Annotated in this window: 25 protein-coding genes; 21 read left to right on the top strand and 4 right to left on the bottom strand. The window is 70.2% G+C overall.

Going from position 1 to position 24,371, the window contains the following annotated elements; all coding sequences use genetic code 11:
- Nucleotides 1-44 precede the first annotated feature (44 nt).
- The 3 genes from AC3ANS_RS10605 to AC3ANS_RS10595 are packed head-to-tail and all read left to right on the top strand — an operon-like array spanning nucleotide 45 to nucleotide 2,472.
- Nucleotides 45-467: a hypothetical protein gene (locus AC3ANS_RS10605; RefSeq protein WP_488296127.1), complete on the top strand. Its 423-nt coding sequence runs from the start codon at nucleotides 45-47 to the stop codon at nucleotides 465-467.
- Between the two features lie 38 nt (nucleotides 468-505).
- A complete protein-coding gene (locus tag AC3ANS_RS10600; RefSeq protein ID WP_488296126.1) occupies nucleotides 506-1,834 on the top strand; it encodes a sensor histidine kinase in 1,329 nt (442 codons plus the stop codon).
- Entirely contained in the window at nucleotides 1,831-2,472 is a 642-nt protein-coding gene (locus tag AC3ANS_RS10595; protein WP_488296125.1) for a response regulator, read from the top strand. Before AC3ANS_RS10600 ends, AC3ANS_RS10595 begins: the two co-directional genes overlap by 4 nt.
- A 118-nt stretch (nucleotides 2,473-2,590) precedes the next feature.
- On the opposite strand, the gene AC3ANS_RS10590 is transcribed toward AC3ANS_RS10595, so the two are convergent.
- The gene (locus AC3ANS_RS10590; protein ID WP_488296124.1) at nucleotides 2,591-3,484 is read right to left on the bottom strand and encodes a RecB family exonuclease; all 894 of its coding nucleotides are present in this window, start codon (nucleotides 3,482-3,484) and stop codon (nucleotides 2,591-2,593) included.
- Between the two features lie 104 nt (nucleotides 3,485-3,588).
- Here AC3ANS_RS10590 and AC3ANS_RS10585 point away from each other — a divergent pair, with 104 nt between their 5' ends.
- The 4 genes from AC3ANS_RS10585 (at nucleotide 3,589) to AC3ANS_RS10570 (ending at nucleotide 8,036) form a co-directional block, all read left to right on the top strand.
- Complete coding sequence (locus tag AC3ANS_RS10585; protein WP_488296123.1) at nucleotides 3,589-4,725, top strand: site-2 protease family protein; 1,137 nt, start codon at nucleotides 3,589-3,591, stop codon at nucleotides 4,723-4,725.
- A 10-nt stretch (nucleotides 4,726-4,735) separates the two neighbouring features.
- Nucleotides 4,736-5,692 (top strand): tRNA (adenine-N1)-methyltransferase, encoded by a 957-nt coding sequence (locus AC3ANS_RS10580; RefSeq protein WP_488296122.1) that lies wholly within the window; start codon nucleotides 4,736-4,738, stop codon nucleotides 5,690-5,692.
- A 178-nt stretch (nucleotides 5,693-5,870) separates the two neighbouring features.
- On the top strand, nucleotides 5,871-7,625 hold the full coding sequence (arc, locus tag AC3ANS_RS10575) for a proteasome ATPase (RefSeq protein WP_488296121.1): 1,755 nt from the start codon (nucleotides 5,871-5,873) through the stop codon (nucleotides 7,623-7,625).
- Nucleotides 7,626-7,850: 225 nt separating this feature from the next.
- Nucleotides 7,851-8,036, top strand: a complete 186-nt coding sequence (locus AC3ANS_RS10570; RefSeq protein WP_488296120.1) for a hypothetical protein — start codon at nucleotides 7,851-7,853, stop codon at nucleotides 8,034-8,036.
- Between the two features lie 9 nt (nucleotides 8,037-8,045).
- Here the strand turns inward: AC3ANS_RS10570 and AC3ANS_RS10565 are convergent, their stop codons facing one another.
- Nucleotides 8,046-8,531: an aminoacyl-tRNA deacylase gene (locus AC3ANS_RS10565; RefSeq protein WP_488296119.1), complete on the bottom strand. Its 486-nt coding sequence runs from the start codon at nucleotides 8,529-8,531 to the stop codon at nucleotides 8,046-8,048.
- A complete protein-coding gene (locus AC3ANS_RS10560; RefSeq protein ID WP_488296118.1) occupies nucleotides 8,528-9,151 on the bottom strand; it encodes a class I SAM-dependent methyltransferase in 624 nt (207 codons plus the stop codon). The genes AC3ANS_RS10565 and AC3ANS_RS10560 overlap by 4 nt, the downstream gene beginning before the upstream one ends.
- Before the next feature lie 49 nt (nucleotides 9,152-9,200).
- Between AC3ANS_RS10560 and dop the strand changes: the two genes are divergently transcribed.
- From dop to AC3ANS_RS10490, 14 genes are all read left to right on the top strand, one after another.
- On the top strand, nucleotides 9,201-10,703 hold the full coding sequence (dop, locus tag AC3ANS_RS10555; protein WP_488296472.1) for a depupylase/deamidase Dop: 1,503 nt from the start codon (nucleotides 9,201-9,203) through the stop codon (nucleotides 10,701-10,703).
- Between the two features lie 17 nt (nucleotides 10,704-10,720).
- The gene (locus tag AC3ANS_RS10550) at nucleotides 10,721-10,918 is read left to right on the top strand and encodes a ubiquitin-like protein Pup (protein WP_488296117.1); all 198 of its coding nucleotides are present in this window, start codon (nucleotides 10,721-10,723) and stop codon (nucleotides 10,916-10,918) included.
- A gap of 3 nt (nucleotides 10,919-10,921) precedes the next feature.
- Nucleotides 10,922-11,773, top strand: a complete 852-nt coding sequence (gene prcB / locus AC3ANS_RS10545; RefSeq protein ID WP_488296116.1) for a proteasome subunit beta — start codon at nucleotides 10,922-10,924, stop codon at nucleotides 11,771-11,773.
- A gap of 4 nt (nucleotides 11,774-11,777) precedes the next feature.
- A complete protein-coding gene (gene prcA, locus AC3ANS_RS10540) occupies nucleotides 11,778-12,548 on the top strand; it encodes a proteasome subunit alpha (RefSeq protein WP_488296115.1) in 771 nt (256 codons plus the stop codon).
- Between the two features lie 155 nt (nucleotides 12,549-12,703).
- Entirely contained in the window at nucleotides 12,704-13,678 is a 975-nt protein-coding gene (locus AC3ANS_RS10535) for a hypothetical protein (RefSeq protein WP_488296114.1), read from the top strand.
- A 129-nt stretch (nucleotides 13,679-13,807) separates the two neighbouring features.
- Nucleotides 13,808-15,169, top strand: a complete 1,362-nt coding sequence (gene pafA, locus AC3ANS_RS10530) for a Pup--protein ligase (RefSeq protein ID WP_488296113.1) — start codon at nucleotides 13,808-13,810, stop codon at nucleotides 15,167-15,169.
- 171 nt (nucleotides 15,170-15,340) lie between these two features.
- Nucleotides 15,341-16,291, top strand: coding sequence for an FKBP-type peptidyl-prolyl cis-trans isomerase (locus AC3ANS_RS10525; protein WP_488296112.1), 951 nt, complete (start codon nucleotides 15,341-15,343; stop codon nucleotides 16,289-16,291).
- Between the two features lie 33 nt (nucleotides 16,292-16,324).
- Nucleotides 16,325-17,296: a helix-turn-helix transcriptional regulator gene (locus AC3ANS_RS10520; RefSeq protein WP_488296111.1), complete on the top strand. Its 972-nt coding sequence runs from the start codon at nucleotides 16,325-16,327 to the stop codon at nucleotides 17,294-17,296.
- Nucleotides 17,293-18,285, top strand: coding sequence for a helix-turn-helix transcriptional regulator (locus tag AC3ANS_RS10515; RefSeq protein WP_488296110.1), 993 nt, complete (start codon nucleotides 17,293-17,295; stop codon nucleotides 18,283-18,285). Before AC3ANS_RS10520 ends, AC3ANS_RS10515 begins: the two co-directional genes overlap by 4 nt.
- A gap of 45 nt (nucleotides 18,286-18,330) precedes the next feature.
- Nucleotides 18,331-18,618 carry a Sec-independent protein translocase subunit TatA gene (gene tatA, locus AC3ANS_RS10510; protein WP_488296471.1) on the top strand — a complete coding sequence of 96 codons (288 nt, stop codon included), beginning with the start codon at nucleotides 18,331-18,333 and terminating at the stop codon, nucleotides 18,616-18,618.
- A gap of 16 nt (nucleotides 18,619-18,634) precedes the next feature.
- Nucleotides 18,635-19,489 (top strand): twin-arginine translocase subunit TatC, encoded by an 855-nt coding sequence (tatC, locus tag AC3ANS_RS10505; protein ID WP_488296109.1) that lies wholly within the window; start codon nucleotides 18,635-18,637, stop codon nucleotides 19,487-19,489.
- On the top strand, nucleotides 19,486-19,893 hold the full coding sequence (locus AC3ANS_RS10500) for a hypothetical protein (protein WP_488296108.1): 408 nt from the start codon (nucleotides 19,486-19,488) through the stop codon (nucleotides 19,891-19,893). Before tatC ends, AC3ANS_RS10500 begins: the two co-directional genes overlap by 4 nt.
- Before the next feature lie 10 nt (nucleotides 19,894-19,903).
- On the top strand, nucleotides 19,904-20,779 hold the full coding sequence (locus AC3ANS_RS10495; RefSeq protein WP_488296107.1) for a diacylglycerol kinase: 876 nt from the start codon (nucleotides 19,904-19,906) through the stop codon (nucleotides 20,777-20,779).
- An 84-nt stretch (nucleotides 20,780-20,863) separates the two neighbouring features.
- Entirely contained in the window at nucleotides 20,864-23,680 is a 2,817-nt protein-coding gene (locus AC3ANS_RS10490) for a DEAD/DEAH box helicase (RefSeq protein WP_488296106.1), read from the top strand.
- On the opposite strand, the gene AC3ANS_RS10485 is transcribed toward AC3ANS_RS10490, so the two are convergent.
- On the bottom strand, nucleotides 23,681-24,337 hold the full coding sequence (locus tag AC3ANS_RS10485; protein WP_488296105.1) for an SDR family oxidoreductase: 657 nt from the start codon (nucleotides 24,335-24,337) through the stop codon (nucleotides 23,681-23,683). It lies immediately after the preceding gene.
- Between the last annotated feature and the right edge of the window lie 34 nt (nucleotides 24,338-24,371).

The raw sequence follows: 24,371 nt of genomic DNA, 5'->3' as shown, positions 1-24,371 counted from the left end.
TCGGGGGGAGCTGTTCCACCTGGATAGGTCCGAAAAGGTTCATCATGCTCGTCCGACGCGTTCCCGCCATCGTGCTCAGCCTTGCGCTGGGTGCAGCGGCCCTTGTCAGTGCTCCTATCGCGCTGGCGAGTGATGGCGGGAACGCAACGGATGTCCAGCAGGACCGGGACCCGTGCGGGTCCGGCACCGACAGCCGCGCCAAGCTCAAGGTGGGCACCCTCGACGGCAACAGCTCTCGACTCGTCGTCATCGGCGTCGTCTGGAGCGACGACAGCGACGTGTGGGAGTGGCGGATGCGCCACAACGGCGAAGTCTCCTTCGAGGGACGGGCCCGCGGGCGTGAGGACGTCGACCTGGCCTTCCGCGTCTCGCGCACCATGATCAACTGGGACGGCGCCGACGACGTGACGTTCCGGGCCGAGAACCTCCGCACCGGCGAGGTCTGCCGGACGGCGCTGTCGTACTGACGCCTATTCTGAGCGGACCCGAGCGAAAGGTCCGACGGTTGAGGCTCGTCCGTAGTCCGATCACGCTGTTCCTGGTCATCGGACTGGTGACCGCCGGCGCGATCCTCGTCGGCGTGAACCACCTCGCTCACCGAGCCGCCTCCGACGAGGCGATCTCCGAGGCCGAGCGCACGACCCAGCTGCTGGCGCAGTCGGTCATCGGGCCGGAGATGCCACGCGGGCTCGTCAACCTGCGCCCGGACAACGTCGAGAAGTTCACGGGGATGCTCGACCAGTTCGACCTGGAGATCAAGGCGCGCCTGCTCGACGTCGACCGCCCCTTCCGCATCAACCTCTGGTCGCGCGACGGGCGCCTGGTCTACACCAGCGAGCTCCTGGTGCTGATCAAGAACGTGCGCTCCCTCGACCTCAGGCTCGACGCCGACCAGCGCAAGATCCTCAAGGACGGTGGGGTCGACTCGGAGATCGCCGGTGAGTCCGGGTCCGCAGCGCCCCACAGCCTGGTCGACGAGGACACCGACGGCATGGTCCGCATCTACGCGCGGGCGAAGTCGCCCGAGGGCAAGCCGGTCCTCGTCGAGACGTACTTCACCCTCGACGAGCTGGGTCAACGACAGGCCGAGATCTTCTCCTCCTTCCGCTGGATCACCCTCGGCGGCCTGGGGCTCCTCGCCCTGGTGGCCACCGCGATCCTGGTGGCGCTCACCCGCCAGCTGCGTCACGCCGGCGCGGAGCGCGAGCGGCTCCTGCGATCCGCCATGGACGCCTCCGACGCGGAACGGCGCCGGATCGCCCGCGACCTGCACGACAGCGTCGTCCAAGACCTGGCCGGATCCGCGTTCGCGATCAGTGCGGTCTCACGCAGCCCCGACACGGTCCCCGAAGCGCGGGAGACCCTCGAAGGCGCCGGGTCGTCGTTGCGCGACAGCCTGAAGTCGCTGCGCTCCCTGCTTGCCGAGATCCACCCACCCGACCTGCGTGCCGACGGTCTGGCCGCAGCGCTCGCCGATCTCACGGCCCCGGCCGCCGCTGCCGGGGCTCAGGCCTCGGTGAGCGTCGAGGGTGCGGAGATCGCGTCCGACGCGAAGGTGGCACTCGTCTGGCGGGTCGCTCAGGAAGCCGTCCGAAACGCACTGCGCCACGCCGGAGCATCCACCGTCGCCGTCACCGTCCGCGGCGACGGGCACCGGCTCACGTTGGAGGTGGTCGACGACGGGGTCGGGTTCGACCCCAGGTCGGTGCGCGACCCCGATCGCTACGGCCTGCGCGGCCTGCGCAGCCTGGTCGCCGACAACGGCGGCGTACTCGAGTTCAGGTCCGCCCCCGGCGAGGGGACGACCGTCCACATGGAGGTTGCAGCCCAGTGACGACCACACCCACGACCCCCGAGCCGATCCGGGTGGTGCTGGTCGACGACCACGCCGTGATCCGGGCGGGCCTCGAGCAGCTGCTGGCGGGCACCGACGACATCACGGTGGTCGGCACCGCTGCGAACGGCGCGGAGGCGCTGGACGTCGTACGCCGGATCCGGCCCGACGTCGTGCTCATGGACCTGCAGATGCCGCTGGTCGACGGCGTCGACGCCACCCGGGCGATCATGGCCGAACGCCTCGGCGTCGACGTCCTCGTGCTGACGTCGTTCTCCGACAGCGAGCGGATCATCGCCGCTCTCGACGCCGGCGCCGTGGGCTACCTCCTCAAGGACGCCGACCCCGAGGACGTGCTCCAGGGCATCCGCGCCGTCAGCCGCGGCGAGTCACCCCTGCACCCCAAGGCCGCCCGCGCCCTGCTCGGTGTCCGCGCCGGCTCACCGCAGGTCCAGCTGACCACTCGTGAGACCGAGGTGCTCACCCTGGTCCGCGAGGGCCTGGCGAACAAGCAGATCGCCCGCCGGCTCGACATCAGCGAACGCACCGTGAAGGCGCACCTGACCTCTGCCTTCGCCCGCATCGGCGTCGCCGACCGCACCCAGGCCGCCCTCTGGGCCGAGCGCAACGGCCTCTGACCGCCGCCTCCCCTCGCCACCACCGCGCCGGGAATCTCCGCCGTTTGGTCACCAACCACGGATGGGATCGCTCCCAATCTGTGGTTGGTGACCAAACGACGACACTCTCGAGACCGAGCTAGTCGGCGCGCTCGTCCCCGGACAGGTCGAGGGGCGGCCCGTCGACGGGCAGCGGCGGGGGCGTGCCTCCCCAGGCCGGGCAGATCGCCCGGTGAGCACACCAGTCGCACAGTCGGCCGGGACTGGGCTGCCAGTCGCCGGTCTCGGCCGCCCGCCGGATGGCGCGCCAGATGGCCTCGACCTTGCGCTCGGTGGCCAGCAGATCCTGCTCGTCGGGGACGTACCGCAGCAGCTCGCCGTTGCCGAGGTAGACCAGCTGCAGCATCGCCGGCACGACGCCTCGGGTCCGCCAGATGACCAGCGCGTAGAACTTCATCTGGAACAGCGCCTTGGCCTCGAACATCTCGCCGGGGGAGCGGCCCGTCTTGTAGTCCACCACCCGGATCGACCCGTCGGGCGCCACGTCGATGCGATCCACGAACCCACGCAACAGCAGGCGGGAGTCCAGGAGCGTCTCGACGTACAGCTCCCGCTCTGCGGGCTCGAGCCGACGCGGGTCCTCCAAGGTGAAGTAGCGCTCCAGCACCACCCGGCACGACGCGAGCCACCCGGCCGCCTGTGCACCCTCGCCGTCGTCGGGGAACAGCTCGGCGAGCTCGGGTTCCTGCGCCACGAGCACCGCCCACGCAGGCTCGAGCATCGACTGCGCCCGCGCGGGAGTGCGCTCGGCGGCAGGCAGGTCGAAGAGGTCCTCGAGCACCTTGTGCACGACGGTGCCGCGCACGGCGTCGGGCGAGAACGGCTCGGGGAGCTTGTCGACGGTGCGGAAGCGGTAGAGGAGAGGACAGCTCAAGAAGTCGCCGGCCCGGCTGGGGGAGAGCGCTCCGAGCACGTCGACGCCGTCCACTGGTGTCGAGACCCGGGTCGCGGGCGACTCGGACTGCGTGCTCATGCCGCTCACCTTAGGCGGCCCCACCGACGCCCATCCTGACGGCCAGGGTCGCTGGGCGGGTCGCTGGCCGGGGCCGGCCCTGCCCGGTCGGCTAGCCTCGAGGTGTGCCCGACTCCCCGCCCCGGCCCCGCCCACCGGGCACGCTCAAGGTCGGCACGATCGCCGGCAGTGACGTTCTGGTCTCCTCCTCCTGGTTCCTGGTCGCGGGCCTGATCTCGATCATCGTGGCGCCCGGGGTCGAGCAGGCTCAGCCCGGTCTGGGTGCCTGGAAGTACGTCGCCGGGCTCGCGTTCGCGGTGATCCTCTACCTCTCGGTGCTGATGCACGAGGCGTCGCACGCGGTCGTCGCCCGGCGGTACGGCTTCCAGGTCTCCTCCATCACCCTGCACTTCCTGGGCGGCATGACCGCGATCGAGGGCGAGGCCCGCAAGCCTCGGCAGGAGTTCTTCATCGCGGTCGTCGGCCCCCTGACATCCCTCGCGGTCGGCGTGCTCGCGCTCGGACTGCGGGAGCTGACGCCGGACGGCCTGTTGTTGATGGCGGTCGAAGGCCTCGCCGGGGCCAACCTGCTCGTCGGCGTCCTCAACCTCATTCCGGGCCTTCCCCTCGACGGTGGGCGGGTGCTCAAGTCGGTCGTCTGGCGGGCCACCGGCAACGTGCACCGCGGGACGATCGTGGCCGGGTGGGGTGGACGGGTGACAGCAGCCGCCGCCCTGCTCTGGCCGCTGGCCCAGGAGCGGGTCACCGGAACCGCTCCGGACACGGTCGACTTCGTCCTCGGCTTCGTCGTAGCGGCATTCCTCTGGTCCGGCTCGACCGCGGCGATGGCCGCCGCCCGGTTGCGCAGCCGGCTGCCGCACCTGGTGGCGCGGCAGCTCGCGCGGCGTACCCTCGCCGTCCCAAGCGACCTACCCCTTGCCGAGGCTGTACGACGGGCCCAGGAGGCGGAGGCGGGCAGCATCGTCACGGTCACCTCCGCGGGTGTGCCCGAGGGCATAGTCAGTGAGGCTGCTGTGGAGGCAACGCCCCAGGACCGCCGACCCTGGGTGGCAGTCTCGGCGGTCTCCCGCTCCCTCGAGGAGGGGCTGCGCCTGCCCGCCGACCTGGGCGGTGAGGAGCTGGTGATGGCGATCAGCCGTACGCCGGCCGCGGAGTATCTCCTGGTCGAGCCGGACGGCTCGCTGGTCGGCGTGCTCGCCACCGCCGACGTCGATAGGGCGTTCCGCGCCGCGGCCCACTAGGGTTCCGGCCGTGTCCGAGCATCCCGACGTACCCCTCGAGGCCTGGTCCGGTGTCCACCGCGGCCCGCTGCGCGCCGGAGAGTGGGTGCGGCTGACCGACAGCAAGGGTCGGCGGCACAACATCTGCCTCGAGGCCGGAAAGCGGTTCTTCTCCAACCGGGGCCACTTCGACCACGACGAGCTGATCGGCCGCGAGGAAGGCTTCACCGTCACCTCCTCGGCCGGCGGGGAGTACCTCGTGTTCCGCCCGCTCCTGTCCGAGTTCGTGGTGTCCATGCCGCGCGGAGCGGCCGTGGTGTACCCCAAGGACGCCGCCCAGATCGTCGCCCTCGCCGACATCTTCCCGGGCGCCGACGTCGTCGAGGCCGGGGTTGGCTCCGGAGCGCTCACTTGCTCGCTGCTGCGCGCGGTCGGACCGTTCGGGTCCGTCTCGTCCTATGAACGGCGCGAGGAGTTCGCGGAGGTCGCCCGCCGCAACGTCCACCAGTTCTTCGGCGCTCCCGACGGCGTCAGCCACCCGGCGTGGCGGCTCACCGTGGGTGACCTCGCCGAGGCGCTGCCCGCGTCGGGTGCCCGCGCCGACCGGGTGATCTTGGACATGCTCGCCCCGTGGGAGTGCCTGGACGCCACCGCCGAGGCTCTGCGACCGGGCGGCATCGTGTGCGCGTACGTCGCCACCACCACCCAGTTGTCGCGGTTCGTCGAGACCGTGCGCGTCCACGGTGGGTTCACCGACCCGCAGGCCTGGGAGTCGTTGGTGCGCGACTGGCACGTCGAAGGCCTCGCCGTACGCCCCGGCCACAAGATGATCGGCCACACCGCGTTCCTCGTCACCGCCCGTCGGATGGCCCCCGGGGAGCGGCCTCCGCTCAAGCGGCGCCGACCCGCGCCCGGCGCCTACGGCCCCGACTACACCGGTCCCCGTCCTGCGGACGTCCCCGTCGACGACACCCCCGACCCGGCCTAGCCCCGCCGTCGAAACCTCCGCGGTTTGGTCACCAACGACGAGTCTTGGCGGCCCGCGGCTGTCGTTGGTGACCAAACCGCAATGGTTCTGTGCGCCCAAATCGTGAGCGACATCGTGAAATGGGGGCTTTCGTCGTCACCGCTCGCGGGTAGGGTCATTCGCACAGGAGGTGGCGCTGATGTCGACATCGGATGGCGTGTCCAACGCGGGTGGTCGCAGCCCTGAGGAGCTCGCGAGCCAGGTCAGGCTCCTGGAGGAGGAGATCTCCGACCTCCGCCGCCGGTTGACCGAGAGCCCCGGGAGCTCCCGTGGGCTGGAGCTGCGTCTCGCGGACACCCAGCGCTCTCTGGCCGGCCTGACCTCGCAGAACGAGCGGCTCGCCCAGACGCTGCGCGAGGCCCGAGACCAGATCATGAAGCTCAAGGAGGAGGTCGACCGGCTCGCTCAGCCCCCCGCCGGCTTCGGCACGTTCCTCGCCCGCAACGAGGACGACTCCATCGACGTGTTCACAGGAGGCCGCAAGCTGCGGGTCAATGTGAGCCCCAGCGTCGACCTCGACACCCTCCAGCGTGGGCAGGAGGTGATGCTCAACGAGGCGTTGAACGTCGTCGCCGCCCTCGACTTCGAAGAGGTCGGCGAGGTGGTGATGTTCAAGGAGCTGCTCGCCGACGGCGACCGCGCCCTGGTGATCGCCAACGCCGACGAGGAGCGCGTCGTACGACTCGCGGAGCCCCTGCGTGGTGACACCATCCGCGCGGGCGACTCGCTGCTGCTCGATTCGCGCGCCGGCTACGTCTACGAGAAGGTGCCGAAGTCCGAGGTCGAGGAGCTCGTCCTCGAGGAGGTTCCGGACATCGCCTACGAGTCAATCGGTGGGCTCGCGGGTCAGATCGAGCAGATCCGCGACGCCGTGGAGCTGCCGTACCTGCACCCCGAGCTCTTCAAGGAGCACCAACTCAAGCCGCCGAAGGGTGTTCTGCTCTATGGGCCTCCCGGCTGTGGCAAGACGCTGATCGCGAAGGCCGTGGCCAACTCCTTGGCGAAGAAGGTCGCGGCGAAGACCGGCCAGGAGGGGAAGTCGTACTTCCTCAACATCAAGGGTCCCGAGCTGCTCAACAAGTACGTCGGGGAGACCGAGCGGCACATCCGCCTGGTCTTCCAGCGAGCACGCGAGAAGGCGAGCGGCGGCACGCCGGTCATCGTGTTCTTCGACGAGATGGACTCGCTGTTCCGCACCCGCGGCTCCGGCGTCTCCTCAGATGTCGAGAACACCATCGTTCCTCAGCTGCTCAGTGAGATCGATGGCGTCGAGCTCCTCGAGAACGTGCTGGTCATCGGTGCGTCCAACCGTGAGGACATGATCGACCCGGCGATCCTGCGCCCGGGTCGGCTGGACGTGAAGATCAAGATCGAGCGTCCCGACGCCGAGTCGGCGCGTGACATCTTCAGCAAGTACCTCCTCACCACGTTGCCGTTGCACGCCGACGACCTCACCGAGTTCGGTGGTGACCGGGATGCGTGCGTGGCGGGCATGATCCGGGCGACCGTCGAGCGGATGTACACCGAGACCGAGGAGAACCGCTTCCTCGAGGTCACCTATGCGAACGGGGACAAGGAGGTCCTGTACTTCAAGGACTTCAACTCCGGAGCCATGATCCAGAACATCGTCGACCGGGCGAAGAAGATGGCGATCAAGGACTTCCTCGATCACGACCAGCACGGTCTGCGGGTCTCGCACCTGCTGCAGGCGTGCGTGGACGAGTTCAAGGAGAACGAGGACCTCCCGAACACCACCAACCCCGACGACTGGGCACGCATCTCCGGCAAGAAGGGCGAGCGGATCGTCTTCATCCGCACGCTCATCACCGGCAAGCAGGGCACCGAACCGGGCCGCTCGATCGACACGGTCGCCAACACCGGTCAGTACCTCTGAGCGCCGTGCCGCCCGGCGGGTTCGGGCGGATCAGAGCGCCTTCCAGGCAGCACGGAAGTGCTGTCGTTTGGTCACCAACCGCAGATGGGATCGCTCCCAAATTGTCGTTGGTGACCAAACGACGGGGATCAACAAGTGGCTGCCTGCTGGCGGGGACTTAACCGGCGGCTTAGGGTCGAACGAGGAGACAGGCGCGGTCTGTCTCACCAAGTCGGGGGAGTCGCCATGATGTTCTGGCTCATCGTTCTCGCTGTCGTCGTCGTCCTGTCCGCCCTCGCCTGGTGGTCCAGCGGCCGCGCGAAGGGGCGCGTGCCGCGGCCGGACCCGGGCGCTGAGACCGGCCGCGGCTGGGCAACCCAGCAAGGGATCATCAACCGCGACAACACCCACGGGACCGGCGGCAGCTTCTGAGCGGTCGGATCAGCCAGCCTGGCTCGCGCCGTCCGTCGTGACGTCCGCGACCAGGGCGTCGAGCCGCGCGAGGAGCGTGGCGGCGTCCACCGTCAGGGCGACACCGGGCGCACCGCCCCCGATGCTGACGGTGCCGCCGATCGACCCGTCCGCGATCACGGGCAAGTGAGACCGGCTCCCGAGCGGCGTGATGGTGCCCCGGACGTAGCCGGTGACGTCGTACGCCGCGGCCGCGCTCGGCATCGACACCCGGTTGACCCCCAGCAGCGCGCGGAGCTTGGGCCACGCGATCTCGCGGTCGCCGGGCACCAGCACGAACCGGTGGTCGCCCTCCTGGACCCGCACGACCATCGTCTTGATGATCTGCCGGGGCTCGATCCCCCGCAGCGCGGCCGCCTCCGCGAGCGAGCCGACCGGACCGTGGCGGGTCACCGTGAACGTGAGGCCGAGCCGGGTCGCCGCGGCGGCGGCACGCTTGGCGCCGGCCTCGCTCACGAGCGGCGCGCGGTGCCGATGAACCCGTAGGCCCAGGGCTCACCGATGCTCGGGACGGCCAGGAGGTTCCTCGCCGTCAGGTCGCGGATCTCCAGCTGAGCGCCGACCAGTTCGGGGACGTCGCGGGTGAGGTGGCAGCCGCCGGCGAGGCGCCGCTGCAGGGGCTCGAGCCGACCCTGCCACCGTGCCACCCGGGCGTCCGGGGCGAGGCCGTGCTCCACGAAGTGGAGGACCCCGCCCGGCCGCAGCACCCGGCGTACCTCGCTCAGGGCACGCTCGACATCGGGGATCGTGCAGAGCGTGAACGTCGTGAGCACCGCGTCGTACTGCCCGTCGGCTGCCGCGAGCCGCTGGCCGTCGAGCCCGGTGCGCTCGACCGGCACCGCCGAGGCGGCCCGCCGCCGCGCGGACATCTCCCAGGCCACGTCGGAGGGCTCCACGGCGTCCACCTGGGTGGTCGAACCCGGGTAGTGGGCCACGTTGAGACCCGTGCCGAACCCCAGCTCCAGGACCCGGCCGGACAGCCCGGCGCACGCCACGACACGCAGCTGCCTCACCTCCGGCCCGGACAGCGAGCGTTCGGTCAGGCGGGGCAGCACGCGGTCGGTCCAGTAGCCCATGCCCCCGAGAGTAGGACGTGTTCCACTCGCGTACGCTCGCAACATGAGCGTGCGCCGGGTCATGGGGACCGAGGTGGAGTACGGCATCGCGGTCCAGGGCCAGCCCCTGGCCAACCCGATGGTGGCTTCCTCACAGGTCGTGAACGCCTACGCCTCGTCCACGGTGAAGGCGCGTCGGGCGCGCTGGGACTTCGAGGAGGAGTCCCCGCTGCGCGACGCCCGCGGGTTCGACATGTCCCGCCAGGTCGCGGATCCCACGCAGCTCACCGACGAGGACATGGGCCTGGCCAACGTGATCCTCACCAACGGCGCCCGGCTCTACGTGGACCACGCCCACCCCGAGTACTCCACCCCCGAGGTCACCACCCCGCTCGACATCGTGCGGTGGGACAAGGCGGGCGAGCAGGTCATGCTCGACGCCGCACGCCGGGCGGGGCAGCTACCGGGCGGACCGCAGATCGTGCTGTACAAGAACAACACCGACAACAAGGGCGCGTCGTACGGCGCCCACGAGAACTACCTGATGCGCCGCTCCACGCCCTTCGGCGACATCGTCCGCCATCTGACACCGTTCTTCGTGAGCCGGCAGGTGATCTGCGGGGCGGGGCGGGTCGGGATCGGCCAGGACGGGCGCGAGGACGGCTACCAGATCAGCCAGCGCGCCGACTTCTTCGAGGTCGAGGTCGGGCTCGAGACCACCCTCAAGCGGCCGATCATCAACACCCGCGACGAACCGCACGCCGACCCGGAGAAGTACCGACGGCTGCACGTGATCATCGGTGACGCCAACCTCTCGGAGGTCGCGACGTACCTCAAGGTCGGGACGGCGGCCCTGGTGCTGGCGATGATCGAGGACCGTTTCATCACCAGTGACCTCACGGTCGACGGCTCCGTGGCGGGCCTGCGCGCGATCTCCCACGACCCGACTCTGCGCCAGACGGTCACCCTGACCGATGGCCGGAAGCTGACCGGCGTGCAGTTGCAGCTCGAGTACCTCGACCTGGCCCGCAAGTACGTCGAGGACCGGTACGGCGCCGACGCGGATGCCCAGACGCTCGACGTGCTGGCGCGGTGGGAGTCGGTGCTCGACCGCCTCGAGCGCGACCCGATGCTGTGCGCGCGCGAGCTCGACTGGGTCGCGAAGCTGAAGCTGATCGAGCAGTACCGCCAGCGCGACGGGCTCGCCTGGGACGACGCCAAGCTCCAGGTCATCGACTACCAGTACTCCGACATCCGCCCCGAGAAGGGGCTCTACCACCGGCTGGTCGCCGCCGGCCGCCTGGAGCGACTCCTCGACGACGCCGCCGTCGACTCGGCGATGCACGACCCGCCCGAGGACACCCGGGCCTACTTCCGTGGCCGATGCCTGGAGAAGTACTCCGACCACGTCGCGGCGGCGTCCTGGGACTCAGTGATCTTCGACCTGCCCGGTCGGGAGTCGCTGCAGCGCGTGCCCACCATCGACCCGTTGCGCGGCAGCAAGGCCCACGTGGGCGATCTGCTCGATCGGTGTGAGACGGCCGAGGAGTTGTTCACCGCTCTCACCCGCTGAGTGGATAGGTTGGGCGTATGGCACAGGAGCAGAAGCAGCCTCGCAAGTCCTCCGAGACAGAGGAGGCGACCCAGGTCGCCCCCGAGAGCGACGTGGCCGAGCGCAAGGAGGCGATCGACAGCGACGTGGACGACATCCTCGACGAGATCGACGACGTGCTCGAGACCAACGCCGAGGACTTCGTGAAGTCGTTCATCCAGAAGGGCGGGGAGTAGGCCTTGAGCGACCCCCGACTTCCGGCCGCGTTCCTGCAGCCGGGCTCCCCGTCGTTCTCCGACTTCCTCGCCGAGCAGGCGCCCGACCTGCTGCCGGGGCGCCGCGCCGTACCTCAGGGACACGCCGGCGACCTCGCGCCCCACGGCACCACGATCGTCGCCGCCACCTTCCCGGGCGGCGTGGTGATGGCCGGCGACCGGCGCGCGACGATGGGCAACATCATCGCCCAGCGCGACATCGAGAAGGTGTTCCCGGCTGATGAGTTCTCCGCGGTCGGCATCGCCGGCTCGGCCGGTCTGGCAGTCGAGATGGTGCGGCTCTTCCAGACCGAGCTCGAGCACTACGAGAAGATCGAGGGCAGCACGCTGTCGATGGACGGCAAGGCCAACCGCCTCGCCGCACTCATCCGCTCCAACCTCGGGATGGCGATGCAGGGCCTGGCCGTCGTACCCCTCTTCGCCGGCTTCGACCTGGCCGCCGACCAGGGCCGGATCTTCAGCTACGACGTCACCGGCGGCCGGTACGAGGAGACGGCGTTCCACTCCGTCGGCTCCGGGTCGTTGTTCGCGCGCGGCTCGCTGAAGAAGCTCTACCGGGCCGACCTGACCGCTGAGCAGACCGTGCAGGCGGTTGTCGAGGCGCTGTACGACGCCGCCGACGACGACTCCGCGACGGGCGGACCCGACGTGACGCGGAGGATCTTCCCGGTGGTGCAGGTGATGACCGCCGACGGTGCCCGACGGATGCCGGACGCCGAGGTGGCCGCGATCGCCGACCGGGTGATCGCCGGCCGGATGAGCAGCCCCGATGGTCCGAACGCCCCGCTGACGACCCACCCCACGGAAGGTGCGTGACCCGATGAGCATGCCCTTCTACGTTTCGCCCGAGCAGCTGATGAAGGACCGGGCGGACTTCGCCCGCAAGGGGATCGCCCGCGGTCGGTCGGTGGTGGCCGTGCAGTACGCCGACGGCATCCTGTTCGCCTCCGAGAACCCCTCCCAGGCGCTGCACAAGGTCTCGGAGATCTACGACCGGATCGCGTTCGCGGCGGTTGGCCGGTACAACGAGTTCGAGAACCTCCGGATCGCCGGCGTCCGGCTGGCCGACATGCGTGGCTACGCCTACGACCGGCGCGACGTCACCGGCCGTGGCCTGGCCAACGCCTACGCCCAGACGCTCGGCACGATCTTCTCCAGCGGGGGTGAGAAGCCGTACGAGGTGGAGCTGTTCGTGGCCGAGATCGGCGACGCCGCTGCCGACGACCAGCTCTACCGGCTGACCTACGACGGACAGGTGGCCGACGAGCACGGGTTCGCGGTGATGGGCGGCGCGGCCGACGTGGTGGCGTCGTACCTCAAGGAGCGGTACGCCGAGGGCGCCTCGGTCGAGGAGGCCCTGAGCCTCGCGGTCGCCGCGCTGGGGCACACCGCCGACGCTCAGGACCGGGTCATCCCCGCGGAGGACCTCGAGGTCGCGGTGCTCGACCGCACCCGCAGCCAGCCGCGCAAGTTCAGCCGGCTCCGGCCGGCCCGGCTCGAGGAGCTCCTCGGCGACCGCGGCCCCTCCGAGCACGCCCCCGAGGACGTCGCACCGGGCTCCGACGAACCTCCCGTCGCTCCGCCGTCCTGATGCCCCGAAACGTCAGTGGTTTGGTCACCAACGACAGACTCCCCGGGTGAACACCTGTCGTTGGTGACCAAACCGCAGAGCTTCTGCCCTGCGGCTCATCCACAGGCCCGGGAGGCGCCCGTTTCGCGGGGCGCGGGACCGCGCAACCTGACGTCATGGGGAAGAAGACGCCGAAGGACGATGGACCGATCCGCGGACAGGTACGACTCGTGGGACACTGGCGGGTCAGCCACGGCCTGTATCTGCGGTTGCGGGAAGACCTGACCGAGGACCAGGAGTTCGTCCGAGAACTCACGGCCTACCTGCTGGTGCTGCCGAAGACGGCTGTGTTCACCCACCTCACTGCGGCTCGGCTGCTCGGGTGGCGGCTGCCCAAGCTGCCGGACCAGGTGCCAGTCTTCGCCGCGGTGAACCAGAAGGACCCCCGGCCCCGCAGGCATGGACTGATCTGCTCCAGGCTGGTGCGCGAGCGCAACCCGGTGAAGCGCATCGACCTGCCGGTGGAGAGCCCCGAGGAGATCCTCCTGAGAATGGCTCGAGACCTGGGCCTGCTCGACATGTTGATCGTCGTCGACTCCGCCCTCGAGAAGGGCGACATCGACCCCGAACGCATGGACAAGCTGCTCGCGAGTCGGCGACCTGGCGTTCGGATGCTCCGCGCGGCCTACGAGATGGCCTCCGGACGGAGCGAGTCTGCCGGGGAGACGGTCCTGCGGACGTTCCACGCCGCGATCGACGTCCCGGTCGAGCCGCAGGTCGAGCTGTTCGACGATCGCGGGAACTCCATCGGTCGTGTGGACCTGGTCGTCACCGGTACGTCGAGGGTGCACGAGTACGACGGAGAGCATCACCGGGACAAGGACCAGCACCGGGTCGACCTGCGTCGCGAGCGCGGCTGGGCGGGCTCGCCGTACACGCGCAGCGGGTATGCGCTCGACGACCTGCTGAACCATCCGGCAGTGACAATGCACGAGATCGACCGTGCGCTGGGCCGGCCGCATGCGGCGCGTCGGCTCAGAAGGTGGCGTCGGTTGGTGGACAACTCCCTCTACTCCGACGCCGGCCGCCGGCGCATCATGAATCGGTGGTGTCGCCAGGACGGCATCGTGGATTGGCACCGAACCGCCTGATCCGGGGCGTGACTTGCGGCGTGAATTGCCGCGCGGTCTGCGTCGTTGGTGACCAAACCGCAAGAATCCTCGGCTACCGCACGCGTGGACAACCACCACGAGCGACCAGGCTGCGCCTAGGCTGAGCGCGTGGACCGGCGGATCTTCGGCATCGAGAACGAGTACGGCGTGACGTGCACGTTCAAGGGCCAGCGCCGCCTGAGCCCGGACGAGGTGGCGCGCTACCTGTTCCGCAAGGTCGTGAGCTGGGGTCGCAGCAGCAACGTGTTCCTGCGCAACGGGGCGCGCCTCTACCTCGACGTGGGTAGCCATCCCGAGTACGCCACGCCCGAGTGCGACGACGTGGTCGAGCTCGTGACGCACGACAAGGCGGGGGAGCGGGTGCTCGAAGGGTTGCTCCTCGACGCCGAGCAGCGGCTTCACGACGAGGGCATCGCGGGCGAGATCTACCTGTTCAAGAACAACACCGACTCGGCCGGCAACTCCTACGGCTGTCACGAGAACTACCTGGTCGGCCGAGCGGGGGAGTTCAGCCGGCTGGCCGACGTACTGATCCCGTTCCTGGTGACCCGCCAGATCATCGTCGGCGCCGGCAAGATCACCCAGACCCCGCGCGGGGCGAGCTACAGCGTCTCGCAGCGTGCCGAGCACATCTGGGAGGGCGTCTCCAGCGCGACCACGCGGAGCCGGCCGATCATCAACACCCGCGACGAGCCGCACGCGGACGCCGAGAAGTACCGCCGGCTGCACGTGATCGTGGGCGACTCCAACATGAGCGAGACCACGACAATGCTCAAGGTCGCGAGCTGCGACCTGGTGCTGCGGATGATCGAGGAGGGCGTGGTGATGCGCGACCTCACCATGGAGAACCCGATCCGCGCGATCCGCGAGATCTCCCACGACGTCACCGGTCGCCGCAAGGTCCGGCTCGCCAACGGCCGGGAGGCCAGCGCGCTGGACATCCAACAGGAGTACCTCTCCAAGGCCCGCGACTTCGTCGATCGTCGTGAGATCAGCACCCCGCTCATCGAGCAGGCCCTCGACCTGTGGGAACGCGGGCTCAAGGCCGTCGAGTCCGACGACCTCGGTCTGGTCGACCGCGAGATCGACTGGGTGATCAAGTGGAAGCTGATCGAGCGGTACCGGGCCAAGCACGGCCTGCCCCTCGGCCATCCGCGGATCGCCCAGCTCGACCTGGCCTACCACGACATCCACCGCGGGCGGGGCCTCTACTACCTGCTCGAGAAGAAGGGTGCGGTGGCCCGGGTGACCACCGACCTCAAGATCTTCGAGGCCAAGTCGGTTCCGCCGCAGACCACGCGCGCCCGCCTGCGCGGCGAGTTCATCCGCCGCGCCCAGGAGCGCCGTCGCGACTTCACCGTCGACTGGGTCCACCTCAAGCTCAACGACCAGGCTCAGCGCACCGTGCTGTGCAAGGACCCCTTCCGCGCGCATGACGACCGGGTCCAACGCCTCATCGACGGCATGTAGCCCGCGCGATTGGCCGTCGTTTGGTCACCAACGACATCAGAACTGCCCCAGGATCTGTCGTTGGTGACCAAACCGCAGAACTTGCGGCCACCCGCGATCAGGCTCCCCTCAGGAGGGAGGGCTAGTGTGTGGCGCGCTGTCCCAGCACCCGAACTGCGAAGGTTGAACTCAGTGTCTCGACGTCTCCGACGCCTCCCCGCCGCCCTGCTGCCGCTGGTCCTCGCGACCACGCTGGTGGCCTGCGGCTCCAGCGACTCCTCCGACGGGGGCGGCGACTCGTCGTCCTCCGACAGCCTCCACGGCATCAAGATCACCGGCGACATCGGCGCGGCGCCGGAGGTGAAGTGGGACGGCAAGCTCGACGTGGACAAGACGGAGACGACCGTCGTCACCGAGGGCGACGGCGACAAGATCGAGGACGGTGACCAGGTCCAGGTCAACCTCTGGATCGGCAACGGCTTCACCCAGAAGCAGGCCTACAGCAGCTACGACACGGGCGGCCAGGAGGAGACCGTGACGGCCAGCGACCAGCTCGCCCCGGTCTTCAAGGACGCCGTGCTCGGCCAGACCATCGGGTCGCGGGTCGCGGTGACGGCCACCGGCAAGGACGCGTTCGGCGACTCCGGCAACACCTCGATCGGGGTCGCGCCGACCGACACGGTCCTGATCATCGTGGACCTGATGAAGCCGTTCACCCCACCGACGCCCAAGGACGTCCCGTCCAGCCAGCTGCCCGGCGTGGTGGAGCAGAAGGGCAAGCCGGTCTCGCTGGACTTCAAGGGCCTTCCCGAGCCCAAGGCCGACGGCGACCTGCTGCGCAGCGTGATCAAGAAGGGTGACGGCAAGACCCTCACCCCCGACATGACCGTGACGGCCAACTACCTCGGCATGGTCTACGGCGCCAAGACGCCCTTCGACGAGAGCTACTCCAAGGGCAAGCCGATCCAGCTGGCCCTGTCGAGCTTCGTCTCGGGCTGGACCTACGGCCTCTCCGGCCTCAAGGTCGGCGACCGGGTGCTGCTGCAGATCCCGCCGTCCCTCGGCTACGGCGCGCAGGAGCAGTCCGGCATCCCCGCGAACAGCACGCTGTACTTCGTCGTCGACATCGTCGACGCCAAGTAGCACCGGCGACGCAGACCGGCGAGGATCAGCGGCATGGCGGTGCACAAGAGCGAGCGTCTGCTCAACCTGCTCATCATGCTGCTGGTCCAGCGTCACTACGTCTCCAAGGACCGGATCCGGTCGATCCTGTACGCCGACTCCAGCACCGACGCGTTCGAGAAGATGTTCGAGCGCGACAAGGAGGAGCTGCGCAGCCTCGGCGTACCGATCGAGGTGGGCAACATGGATGCCTACTTCGACGACGAGCCGGGCTACCGGATCCGGCCCGACGAGTTCGCGCTGCCCGACGTCTCCCTGACGGGTGACGAGGCGGCGGTGATCGGTCTCGCGACCCGGGTCTGGGAGCATGCCCGGCTGGCGGAGGCCACGACGGAGGCGGTCCGCAAGCTGACCGCGCTCGGCCTGCCACTGGACGTGAGCGCGCTCGACATCGCCCAGCCCCGGCTGAGCGCCGACGAGCCGTCGTTCGACGTGTTCTGGGAGGCAACCCAGGAGCGCACCCCGGTCGAGTTCGAGTACCGCCGTGCCGGCGCCACCGCGACCACGACCCGGCACCTGCAGCCGTGGGGTGTCGTGCGCTACTCCGGGCGCTGGTACGTCGTCGGCCTCGACACCGACCGAGGCGAGGAGCGCGTGTTCCGCCTGTCCCGGGTGCAGGGGGAGGCGCGCAAGGTCGGGCAGCCCGCGTCCTACGACGTGCCACCCGGCACCGACGTGCGCGCCACCACCATGCGCCTGGCCCCGGAGCCCAGCACCGGTCGCGCCGTACTCCTCGTGCGTCAGGGATCCGGCCTCGCCCTGCGGCGCGACGCCGAGTCGGTCGAGACCGGCGTCCCCGGACCTGACGACCACACGACCTGGGACCGCGTCACGATCAGCCGCGGCGGACCCGGGGTGGCCGACGAGGTCCTCGGCTACGGCCCGGACGTGTACGTCGAGGAGCCCACGTCACTGCGCGACGAGGTCGTCCAGCGGCTGCGCGCGGTCGTGTCGGAGGCCTCGTGAGCACGCCGGCCGCCAGCGGGGCCAAGGACCAGGTCGCGCGCCTGCTCACCCTGGTCCCGTTCCTGCACAGCCACGGCGAGGTGCGCCTCGATGATGCCGCTGTCGCGCTCGGGATCCCACCCGACCAGCTGCTCAGCGACCTCAAGGTGCTGCTGATGTGTGGGCTGCCCGGCGGCTACCCCGACGACCTGATCGACGTGGACCTCGACGCCCTCGAGGGACCGGAGGCCGACGGCGTCATCCGGGTGTCCAACGCCGACTACCTCTCCCGGCCGCTGCGACTCACACCGACCGAGGCGACCGCGATCATCGTCGCGCTGCGGGCGCTGCGGAGCACCGCCCGGGAAGAGACCCGCGAGGTCGTCGACCGGGCTCTTGCGAAGCTCGAGACCGCTGCCGCCGAGGGGTCGGCGGCCCAGCAGATCGACCCGGGGGAGGACGCCCCCGAACAGCTGGACGCGGCGCTCCTCGAACGTGACCTCCAGGACGCCGTCACGCGGCACCGCCAGGTCCGGCTGTCCTACTACGTGCCCTCACGCGACGAGCAGTCCGAACGCGTCGTCGACCCGCGCGGCCTGGTCACCGCCCACGGGTTCACCTACCTGGACGCCTGGTGCCACAGCGCGGAGGCGCCTCGGCTGTTCCGTCTCGACCGGATCCACGAGGCCGAGGTGCTCGACACCCCGGTGTCCACTGCTCCGGAGCCGCCACGCGATCTCTCCGACGGCCTGTTCACCCGGGCCGAGGACACGACGCTCGTCACCCTCCGCGTCGAGCGGCCCGCCCGGTGGATCGTGGAGTACTACCCCGTGGAGGACGTGCGGCCCCGTCGTGGCGGCGCGCTCGACGTCGACCTCCTCATCGCCGACGAGCGGTGGCTCCAGCGGCTCCTGCTCCGGCTCGCGCCCCATGCGCGGGTGCTCAGCCCGACCGACCTCGACCAAGCGTTCACCCGACGTGCACAGGACACGCTCAGCCTTTACCGCTGACCGGCGTACCATGGCCACGTCACCAACAAGCCCGTGAGGACCCACATGCTCCCGCTCGCCATCGGCGGACTCGGTACGCCCGAGCTGCTCATCATCCTGGCCGTCGTCATCCTGCTGTTCGGTGCCTCCAAGCTGCCGGAACTGGCCCGCGGCAGCGGTCGCGCGCTGCGCATCTTCAAGGCCGAGACCAAGGGCCTGATGGACGACGACCAGCCCGAGGCCACCAAGACGGCCGAGCAGCGTGAGCTGGAGTCCCGGCAGGCCGAGCTCGATCGCCGCCAGGCCGAGCTCGACGCCGAGCGCGACCGCCTGCACCGCCCCGACAGCGCCTGACCCGGCGTCCCACCCGTTGTCCCTCAGCGGAGTCTTCGACTACTTCTCCGGCCGCCCGCACCACCCCGTGGGCGAAGACGGCCGGATGGCGCTCTCCGACCACCTGCGTGAACTCCGCGCCCGGCTGCTGAAGTCGGTGCTGTTCCTCGTCTTGGCGTTCACGGTGGCCCTGTTCTTCTTCGAAAGACCTCACGACGGCCTCCTGGGCCTTGTGCTGGGTCCCTACAACGACGCCCGCGAGATGCTCGGCGCCAAGGTCCAGACCAAGGCGTACGTGGCAGGCGCCACGGGCCCGCTGATGCTGCAGCTGAAGCTGTGCGGCATCGCCGCGATTGTCGTCTCCAGCCCGTACTGGCTGTTCCAGATCTGGGCCTTCGTCGTCCCAGGCCTGCACGCGCAGGAGCGGAAGTGGACCCGGATCTTCGCCGCGATCGCCGGCCCGCTGTTCATCGTGGGCGTGGGGACCGGCTACTACGTCCTCCCGCGGGGTCTCGAGGTCCTCATCGGCTTCACCCCGGCCGGGCTGGACAACCTCGTCGAGTTCGGTGACTACTTCTCCTTCCTCACCCGCATGCTGTTGGTCTTCGGCATCGCGTTCGAGATCCCGCTGTTCGTGGTCATGCTCAACCTCGCCGGGGTTGTCAGCGGCAAGGCCCTGGGGCGCTACCGCCCGTGGATCATCCTCGGCACCTTCGTGTTCGCGGCGGTCGCGACCCCGTCCACGGACCCGTTCTCGATGACGATGCTGGCGATCCCGATGCTCGTGCTGTTCCTGGTCGCGGAGGTCATCGCCCGGGCCGTCGACCGCGCCCGCGGACGGCGCCGGCCGAGCACCGATCAGTGGGCCGACGACGAGGTCTCGCCCCTGTGACGGTCGCAGCGAGCTTCGGGGCGATCGACCCGTTCGACCTGCCCGAGTGGCTCGGTGAGGCCGAGGTGACGTGGACAGCCGAGAGCGGCGTACGCCGGGGCCACACGGTCCTGGGCCTGCTCACCGGCCCCGGCCACGAACCGGTCCCGTGCGACCTGCTCGCGGTCGATCCGGCGTACCCCGCCCCGGTCGCCACGGAGACCGTCCGGCACGACGCCCACCAGGCGTGGCGGCACGGGCAGGTGCTGACGGTGACCCGCGAGGGACGGCTCACGCTGGCGGTGCCTGGTACCGGATTCACCGCCGACCTGGTCCTCGAGGCCGTGGGTCGCCTCGCGCTCGCGGTCGGCGCCTCGGTCGATCGCTACTCCGTGCTGCTGCGGATCGGCGTCGAGAAGCCCTAGTCTCACCCGCGTGACGGACCGCGACATCGCGCTGCTGACGAACCCGACCGCGGGCAAGGGCCGAGGCGGGCGCTACCGCGACGTCGCCCTGCCCCGCCTCCGGGCCGCCGGACTCACCGTCCGCAACCTCGCCGGCCGGGACGCCGCCGAGGCCCAGGACCTCGCCCACCAGGCCGTGGCCGACGGGGTCGACGCCCTGGTCGTCGTTGGCGGCGACGGGATGGCCCACCTCGCGGTCCAGGCGCTCGCCGGCACTGGCATACCGCTCGGCCTGATCCCCGCCGGCACAGGCAACGACGTCGCCCGCTACTTCGGCGTACCCCGCAAGGACCCCGCGGCCGCCGCCGACGTGGTGCTCGCCGGGCGCACCCGCACCGTCGACCTGGCGCGCAGCGGCACCCAGCACTTCGTGACGGTCCTGGCCGCCGGCTTCGACGCGATCGTCAACGAGCGCGCCAACAAGATGACCTGGCCCAAGGGGCAGATGCGCTACAACATCGCCACCCTCGCCGAGCTGCGCACGTTCCGTCCGATCCCGTACACCCTCGACCTGGACGGCCAGACCCGCACCCTGGAGGCGATGCTGGTCGCGGTCGGCAACGGCCCCTCCTTCGGCGGTGGCCTGCGGATCACCGAGGGCGCGCTCCTCGACGACGGGCTCCTCGACGTGGTGATCATCAAGCCGATGACCAAGACCGGGCTGGTGCGCACCTACCCGAAGCTGTTCAAGGGCACCCACGTCACGCACCCGCAGTACGAGCACCACCGGGTCCGCAAGGTCACGGTCGCGGCGCCGGGCATCGTGTCGTACGCCGACGGCGAGCGCTTCGGCGCACTGCCGTTGACCGTGGCGTGTGCTCCCGGGGCGTTGACGGTCCTCACGTAGGTTGGACCACATGAGACTCACCCCACCGAGTCGAGTGCTTCCCGCCCTGCGCTCCTCCAGCTCACGACTCGGCGGGGACCCCGAGTGACGGACGACCTGAGTCCGTCCGAGCGGTACGCCGACTACCGCAAGGCCCGCTTCCACCCCGTCCTGCGCGACTTCCGCGCCCTCTACGACTTCGCGCTCGACGACTTCCAGGTGCGCGGCTGCCAGGCGATCGAGGAGGGCCGAGGCGTCCTCGTCGCGGCCCCGACCGGGTCGGGCAAGACGATCGTCGGGGAGTTCGCCATCCACCTGGCGCTCGAGACCGGGCGCAAGGCGTTCTACACCACCCCGATCAAGGCGCTGTCGAACCAGAAGTACAACGACCTCGTCGCGCGCTACGGCCCCGACCAGGTCGGACTGCTGACCGGTGACAACGTCGTCAACGGGGAGGCACCGGTGGTCGTGATGACCACCGAGGTGCTCCGCAACATGCTGTACGCCGGCTCCCGCACCCTGCTCGGCCTCGGCTTCGTCGTCATGGACGAGGTGCACTACCTCGCCGACCGCTCCCGGGGCGCGGTGTGGGAGGAGGTGATCATCCACCTGCCGGAGTCGGTCTCCCTGGTCTCCCTGTCCGCGACCGTCTCCAACGCCGAGGAGTTCGGCGAGTGGCTCGAGACCGTCCGCGGCGACACCACCACGATCGTGGAGGAGCGCCGCCCGGTGCCGCTCTACCAGCACGTGATGGTCGGCCGCCGGCTGCTCGACCTCTTCGCCTCCTCCGACGTCGACGCGGCCGCCGGCTTCGTCAAGGAGGGCGCACCGGTCAACGACGAGCTCGTCAAGATCGCGCGCGACGACTGGGCGAGCAGCAGGATCCGTGACCGGCGCAGCCCACGCGGCCGCTCCAAGCCGGGCCAGAAGAGCGCGGGGCAGAAGAACGTCGGCAACGGCCGCCGGGTGTGGATCCCGAGTCGCCCCGACGTCATCGAGCGCCTCGAGCGCGAGGGGCTGCTGCCGGCCATCATGTTCGTCTTCAGCCGGGTCGGTTGCGACGCCGCCGTCACCCAGTGCCTCAACGCAGGTGTCCGGCTCACCTCGCCGAAGGAGCGCGACGAGATCTACGCCTACGTCGAGGAGGCGTGCCGCGACCTGCCCGAGCAGGACCTGCACGTGCTGGGCTACCACGACTTCCTCGACGGCCTGACCCGCGGCGTGGCCGCCCACCATGCCGGCATGCTGCCGGCGTTCAAGCAGTGCGTCGAGGAGCTGTTCGTGCGCGGCCTGTGCAAGGTCGTCTTCGCCACCGAGACCCTGGCGCTCGGCATCAACATGCCGGCGCGCACCGTGGTGATCGAGAAGCTCAGCAAGTGGAACGGCGAGACCCACGCCGACATCACGCCAGGGGAGTACACCCAGCTCACGGGGCGCGCCGGCCGGCGCGGCCTCGATGTCGAGGGTCACGGCGTGGTGCTGTGGCAGCCCGGCATGAACCCGCGCGAGGTGGCCGGACTGGCCTCCACCCGCACCTACCCGCTGCGGTCGTCGTTCCGCCCGTCGTACAACATGGCGATCAACCTCGTGCACCAGTTCGGCCGCGAGCGCGCCCGCGAGCTGCTCGAGCAGTCCTTCGCCCAGTTCCAGGCCGACAAGGCCGTGGTCGGTCTGGCTCGCCAGCTGCGCAAGAGCGAGGATGCGCTCGCCGGCTACCGGGAGGCGGCCACCTGCCACCTCGGCGACTTCATGGAGTACGCCGAGCTGCGCCGGCGGATCAGCGAGGCCGAGAAGGGTGCCAGCCGGGCCAAGCGTGCCGACCGGCGCGAGGAGGCCGTGGAGTCGCTGCGCGCGTTGCGTCCGGGCGACGTGATCGAGGTCCCCACCGGCAAGTTCGCCGGGTTCGCGGTCGTGGTCGACCCGGGGTGGTCGGAGGAGGGGCCGCGCCCGTACGTCGTCACCGCCGACCGCCAGGCGCGCCGGCTGGCGATGATCGACTTCCCGACGCCCGTGACGGCGCTGGCGCGCCTGCGGATCCCCAAGAACTTCAGCGGGCGCAACCCGCAGATGCGCCGCGACCTCGCCTCGGCGCTGCGCTCGCGCACCCACGACCTCACCCCGCCGCCGCCGGGGAGGGCGCCCGCCCAACGCGACCCGGTGCGCACCCACGCCGACGAGGAGGTCGCCCGGCTGCGGGCCGAGCTCAAGTCGCATCCCTGCCACGACTGCCCCGACCGCGAGGACCACGCCCGCTGGGCCGAGCGGTACTTCAAGCTCGACCGCGACGCCCAGACGCTCAAGCGGCGCGTGGAGCAGCGCACGAACACCGTCGCGCGGCAGTTCGACCGCGTCTGCGACGTGCTCACCGCCCTGGACTACCTGAGCGGCGACGGCGCCGAGTCGCGCGTCACCGAGCGCGGCGCCCACCTGCGGCGGATCTACTCCGACATGGACCTGCTCGCCGCGGAGTCCATGCGGCTCGGGCTCTGGGACGACCTCGCACCCTCCGGCCTGGCCGCCGCCCTCTCGGTTCTGGTCTTCGAGGCCCGCAGGCCCGATGACGCCTCCTCGCCACGCATCCCCGGCGGGGCGGTGCGCGAGGCGATCGGCGAGATGGTGAAGCTGTGGGGGAGCCTCGATGCGTTGGAGCGCGACCACAAGCTCGACTTCCTGCGCCAGCCCGACCTCGGGTTCGCCTGGGTCGCCTACCGCTGGGCCGAGGGCGACGCGCTCGACGACGTACTGGTCGCCAGCGACCTCGCCGCGGGTGACTTCGTCCGCTGGATGAAGCAGCTGCTCGACCTGGGCGGCCAGGTCGCGGACGCCGCCGGGGCGTCTCCGCTGCGCGAGACCGCTCGGGAGATGATCCGCGCGATGCGCCGCGGCGTGGTCGCCTACTCCTCGCTCACCGACGACGAGTGACTACCCGGCGACGCGGACGGCCTCACCGACCGGCACCTCGCCGTTGACGAGGTTCCACTGCCGACCGATGGTGGCCGGTACGTCGAGGACCGCAGCCACCACGGCCGCGACATCGGCCCGGGTCACGTCGCCACGCACGACATCGGGACCGAGCGCCACCCGGCCCGTGCCGGGGTCGTCGGTGAGCCGGCCCGGACGGATGATCGTCCAGTCCAGGTCGCTGGCGCGCAGTGCCGCGTCTGCGTCGCGCTTGGCCCCGACGTACGCCCTCCACACCTCGCCGGTGTCGTCGGGCAGCGGGTCGTCGACCCCGATCGCGGAGATCTGCACGAACCGGCGGATGCCGGCTGCCTGTGCGCCCTCGATCGACTTCAGGGAGCCCTCGAGGTCGACGGTGCGCTTGCGCTCGATGTTGCCATCGGGGCCGCCGCCCGCGGCGAAGACCACCGCCTCGCAGCCGGCGAACGCCGCGCCGAAGTCACGTGCGCCCTGGTGCTCGATGTCGAGGAGCCGGACCTCGGCGCCGCGGGACTCGAGCTCCTCGCGATAGTCCTCGGTCCGCACCAGCGCCACCGGGTCGTGGTCGGCCCTGCGGAGGAGGTGGATGAGCTGGCGGGCCACCTGGCCGTGGCCACCGACGATCGCGATCCGAGTCATGCCTTCACCGTACGAGACCCGCGGTTGGGCGATA

The sequence above is a fragment of the Nocardia sp. 149-1B genome (genome assembly GCF_057747975.1).
The sequence above is the reverse complement of the archived record's forward strand: the minus strand, read 5'-3'. Positions and strand labels throughout refer to the sequence as shown.

Excerpts from the sequence above, each read along its gene's own strand:
- AC3ANS_RS10605 (WP_488296127.1), top strand. The coding sequence starts at position 45 with ATGCTCGTCCGACGCGTTCCCGCCATCGTGCTCAGCCTTGCGCTGGGT.
- AC3ANS_RS10590 (WP_488296124.1), bottom strand. The coding sequence starts at position 3,484 with ATGAGCACGCAGTCCGAGTCGCCCGCGACCCGGGTCTCGACACCAGTG.
- arc (WP_488296121.1), top strand. The coding sequence starts at position 5,871 with ATGTCGACATCGGATGGCGTGTCCAACGCGGGTGGTCGCAGCCCTGAG.
- AC3ANS_RS10570 (WP_488296120.1), top strand. The coding sequence starts at position 7,851 with ATGATGTTCTGGCTCATCGTTCTCGCTGTCGTCGTCGTCCTGTCCGCC.
- AC3ANS_RS10560 (WP_488296118.1), bottom strand. The coding sequence starts at position 9,151 with ATGGGCTACTGGACCGACCGCGTGCTGCCCCGCCTGACCGAACGCTCG.
- AC3ANS_RS10550 (WP_488296117.1), top strand. The coding sequence starts at position 10,721 with ATGGCACAGGAGCAGAAGCAGCCTCGCAAGTCCTCCGAGACAGAGGAG.
- prcA (WP_488296115.1), top strand. The coding sequence starts at position 11,778 with ATGAGCATGCCCTTCTACGTTTCGCCCGAGCAGCTGATGAAGGACCGG.
- AC3ANS_RS10535 (WP_488296114.1), top strand. The coding sequence starts at position 12,704 with ATGGGGAAGAAGACGCCGAAGGACGATGGACCGATCCGCGGACAGGTA.
- AC3ANS_RS10520 (WP_488296111.1), top strand. The coding sequence starts at position 16,325 with ATGGCGGTGCACAAGAGCGAGCGTCTGCTCAACCTGCTCATCATGCTG.
- tatA (WP_488296471.1), top strand. The coding sequence starts at position 18,331 with ATGCTCCCGCTCGCCATCGGCGGACTCGGTACGCCCGAGCTGCTCATC.
- AC3ANS_RS10485 (WP_488296105.1), bottom strand. The coding sequence starts at position 24,337 with ATGACTCGGATCGCGATCGTCGGTGGCCACGGCCAGGTGGCCCGCCAG.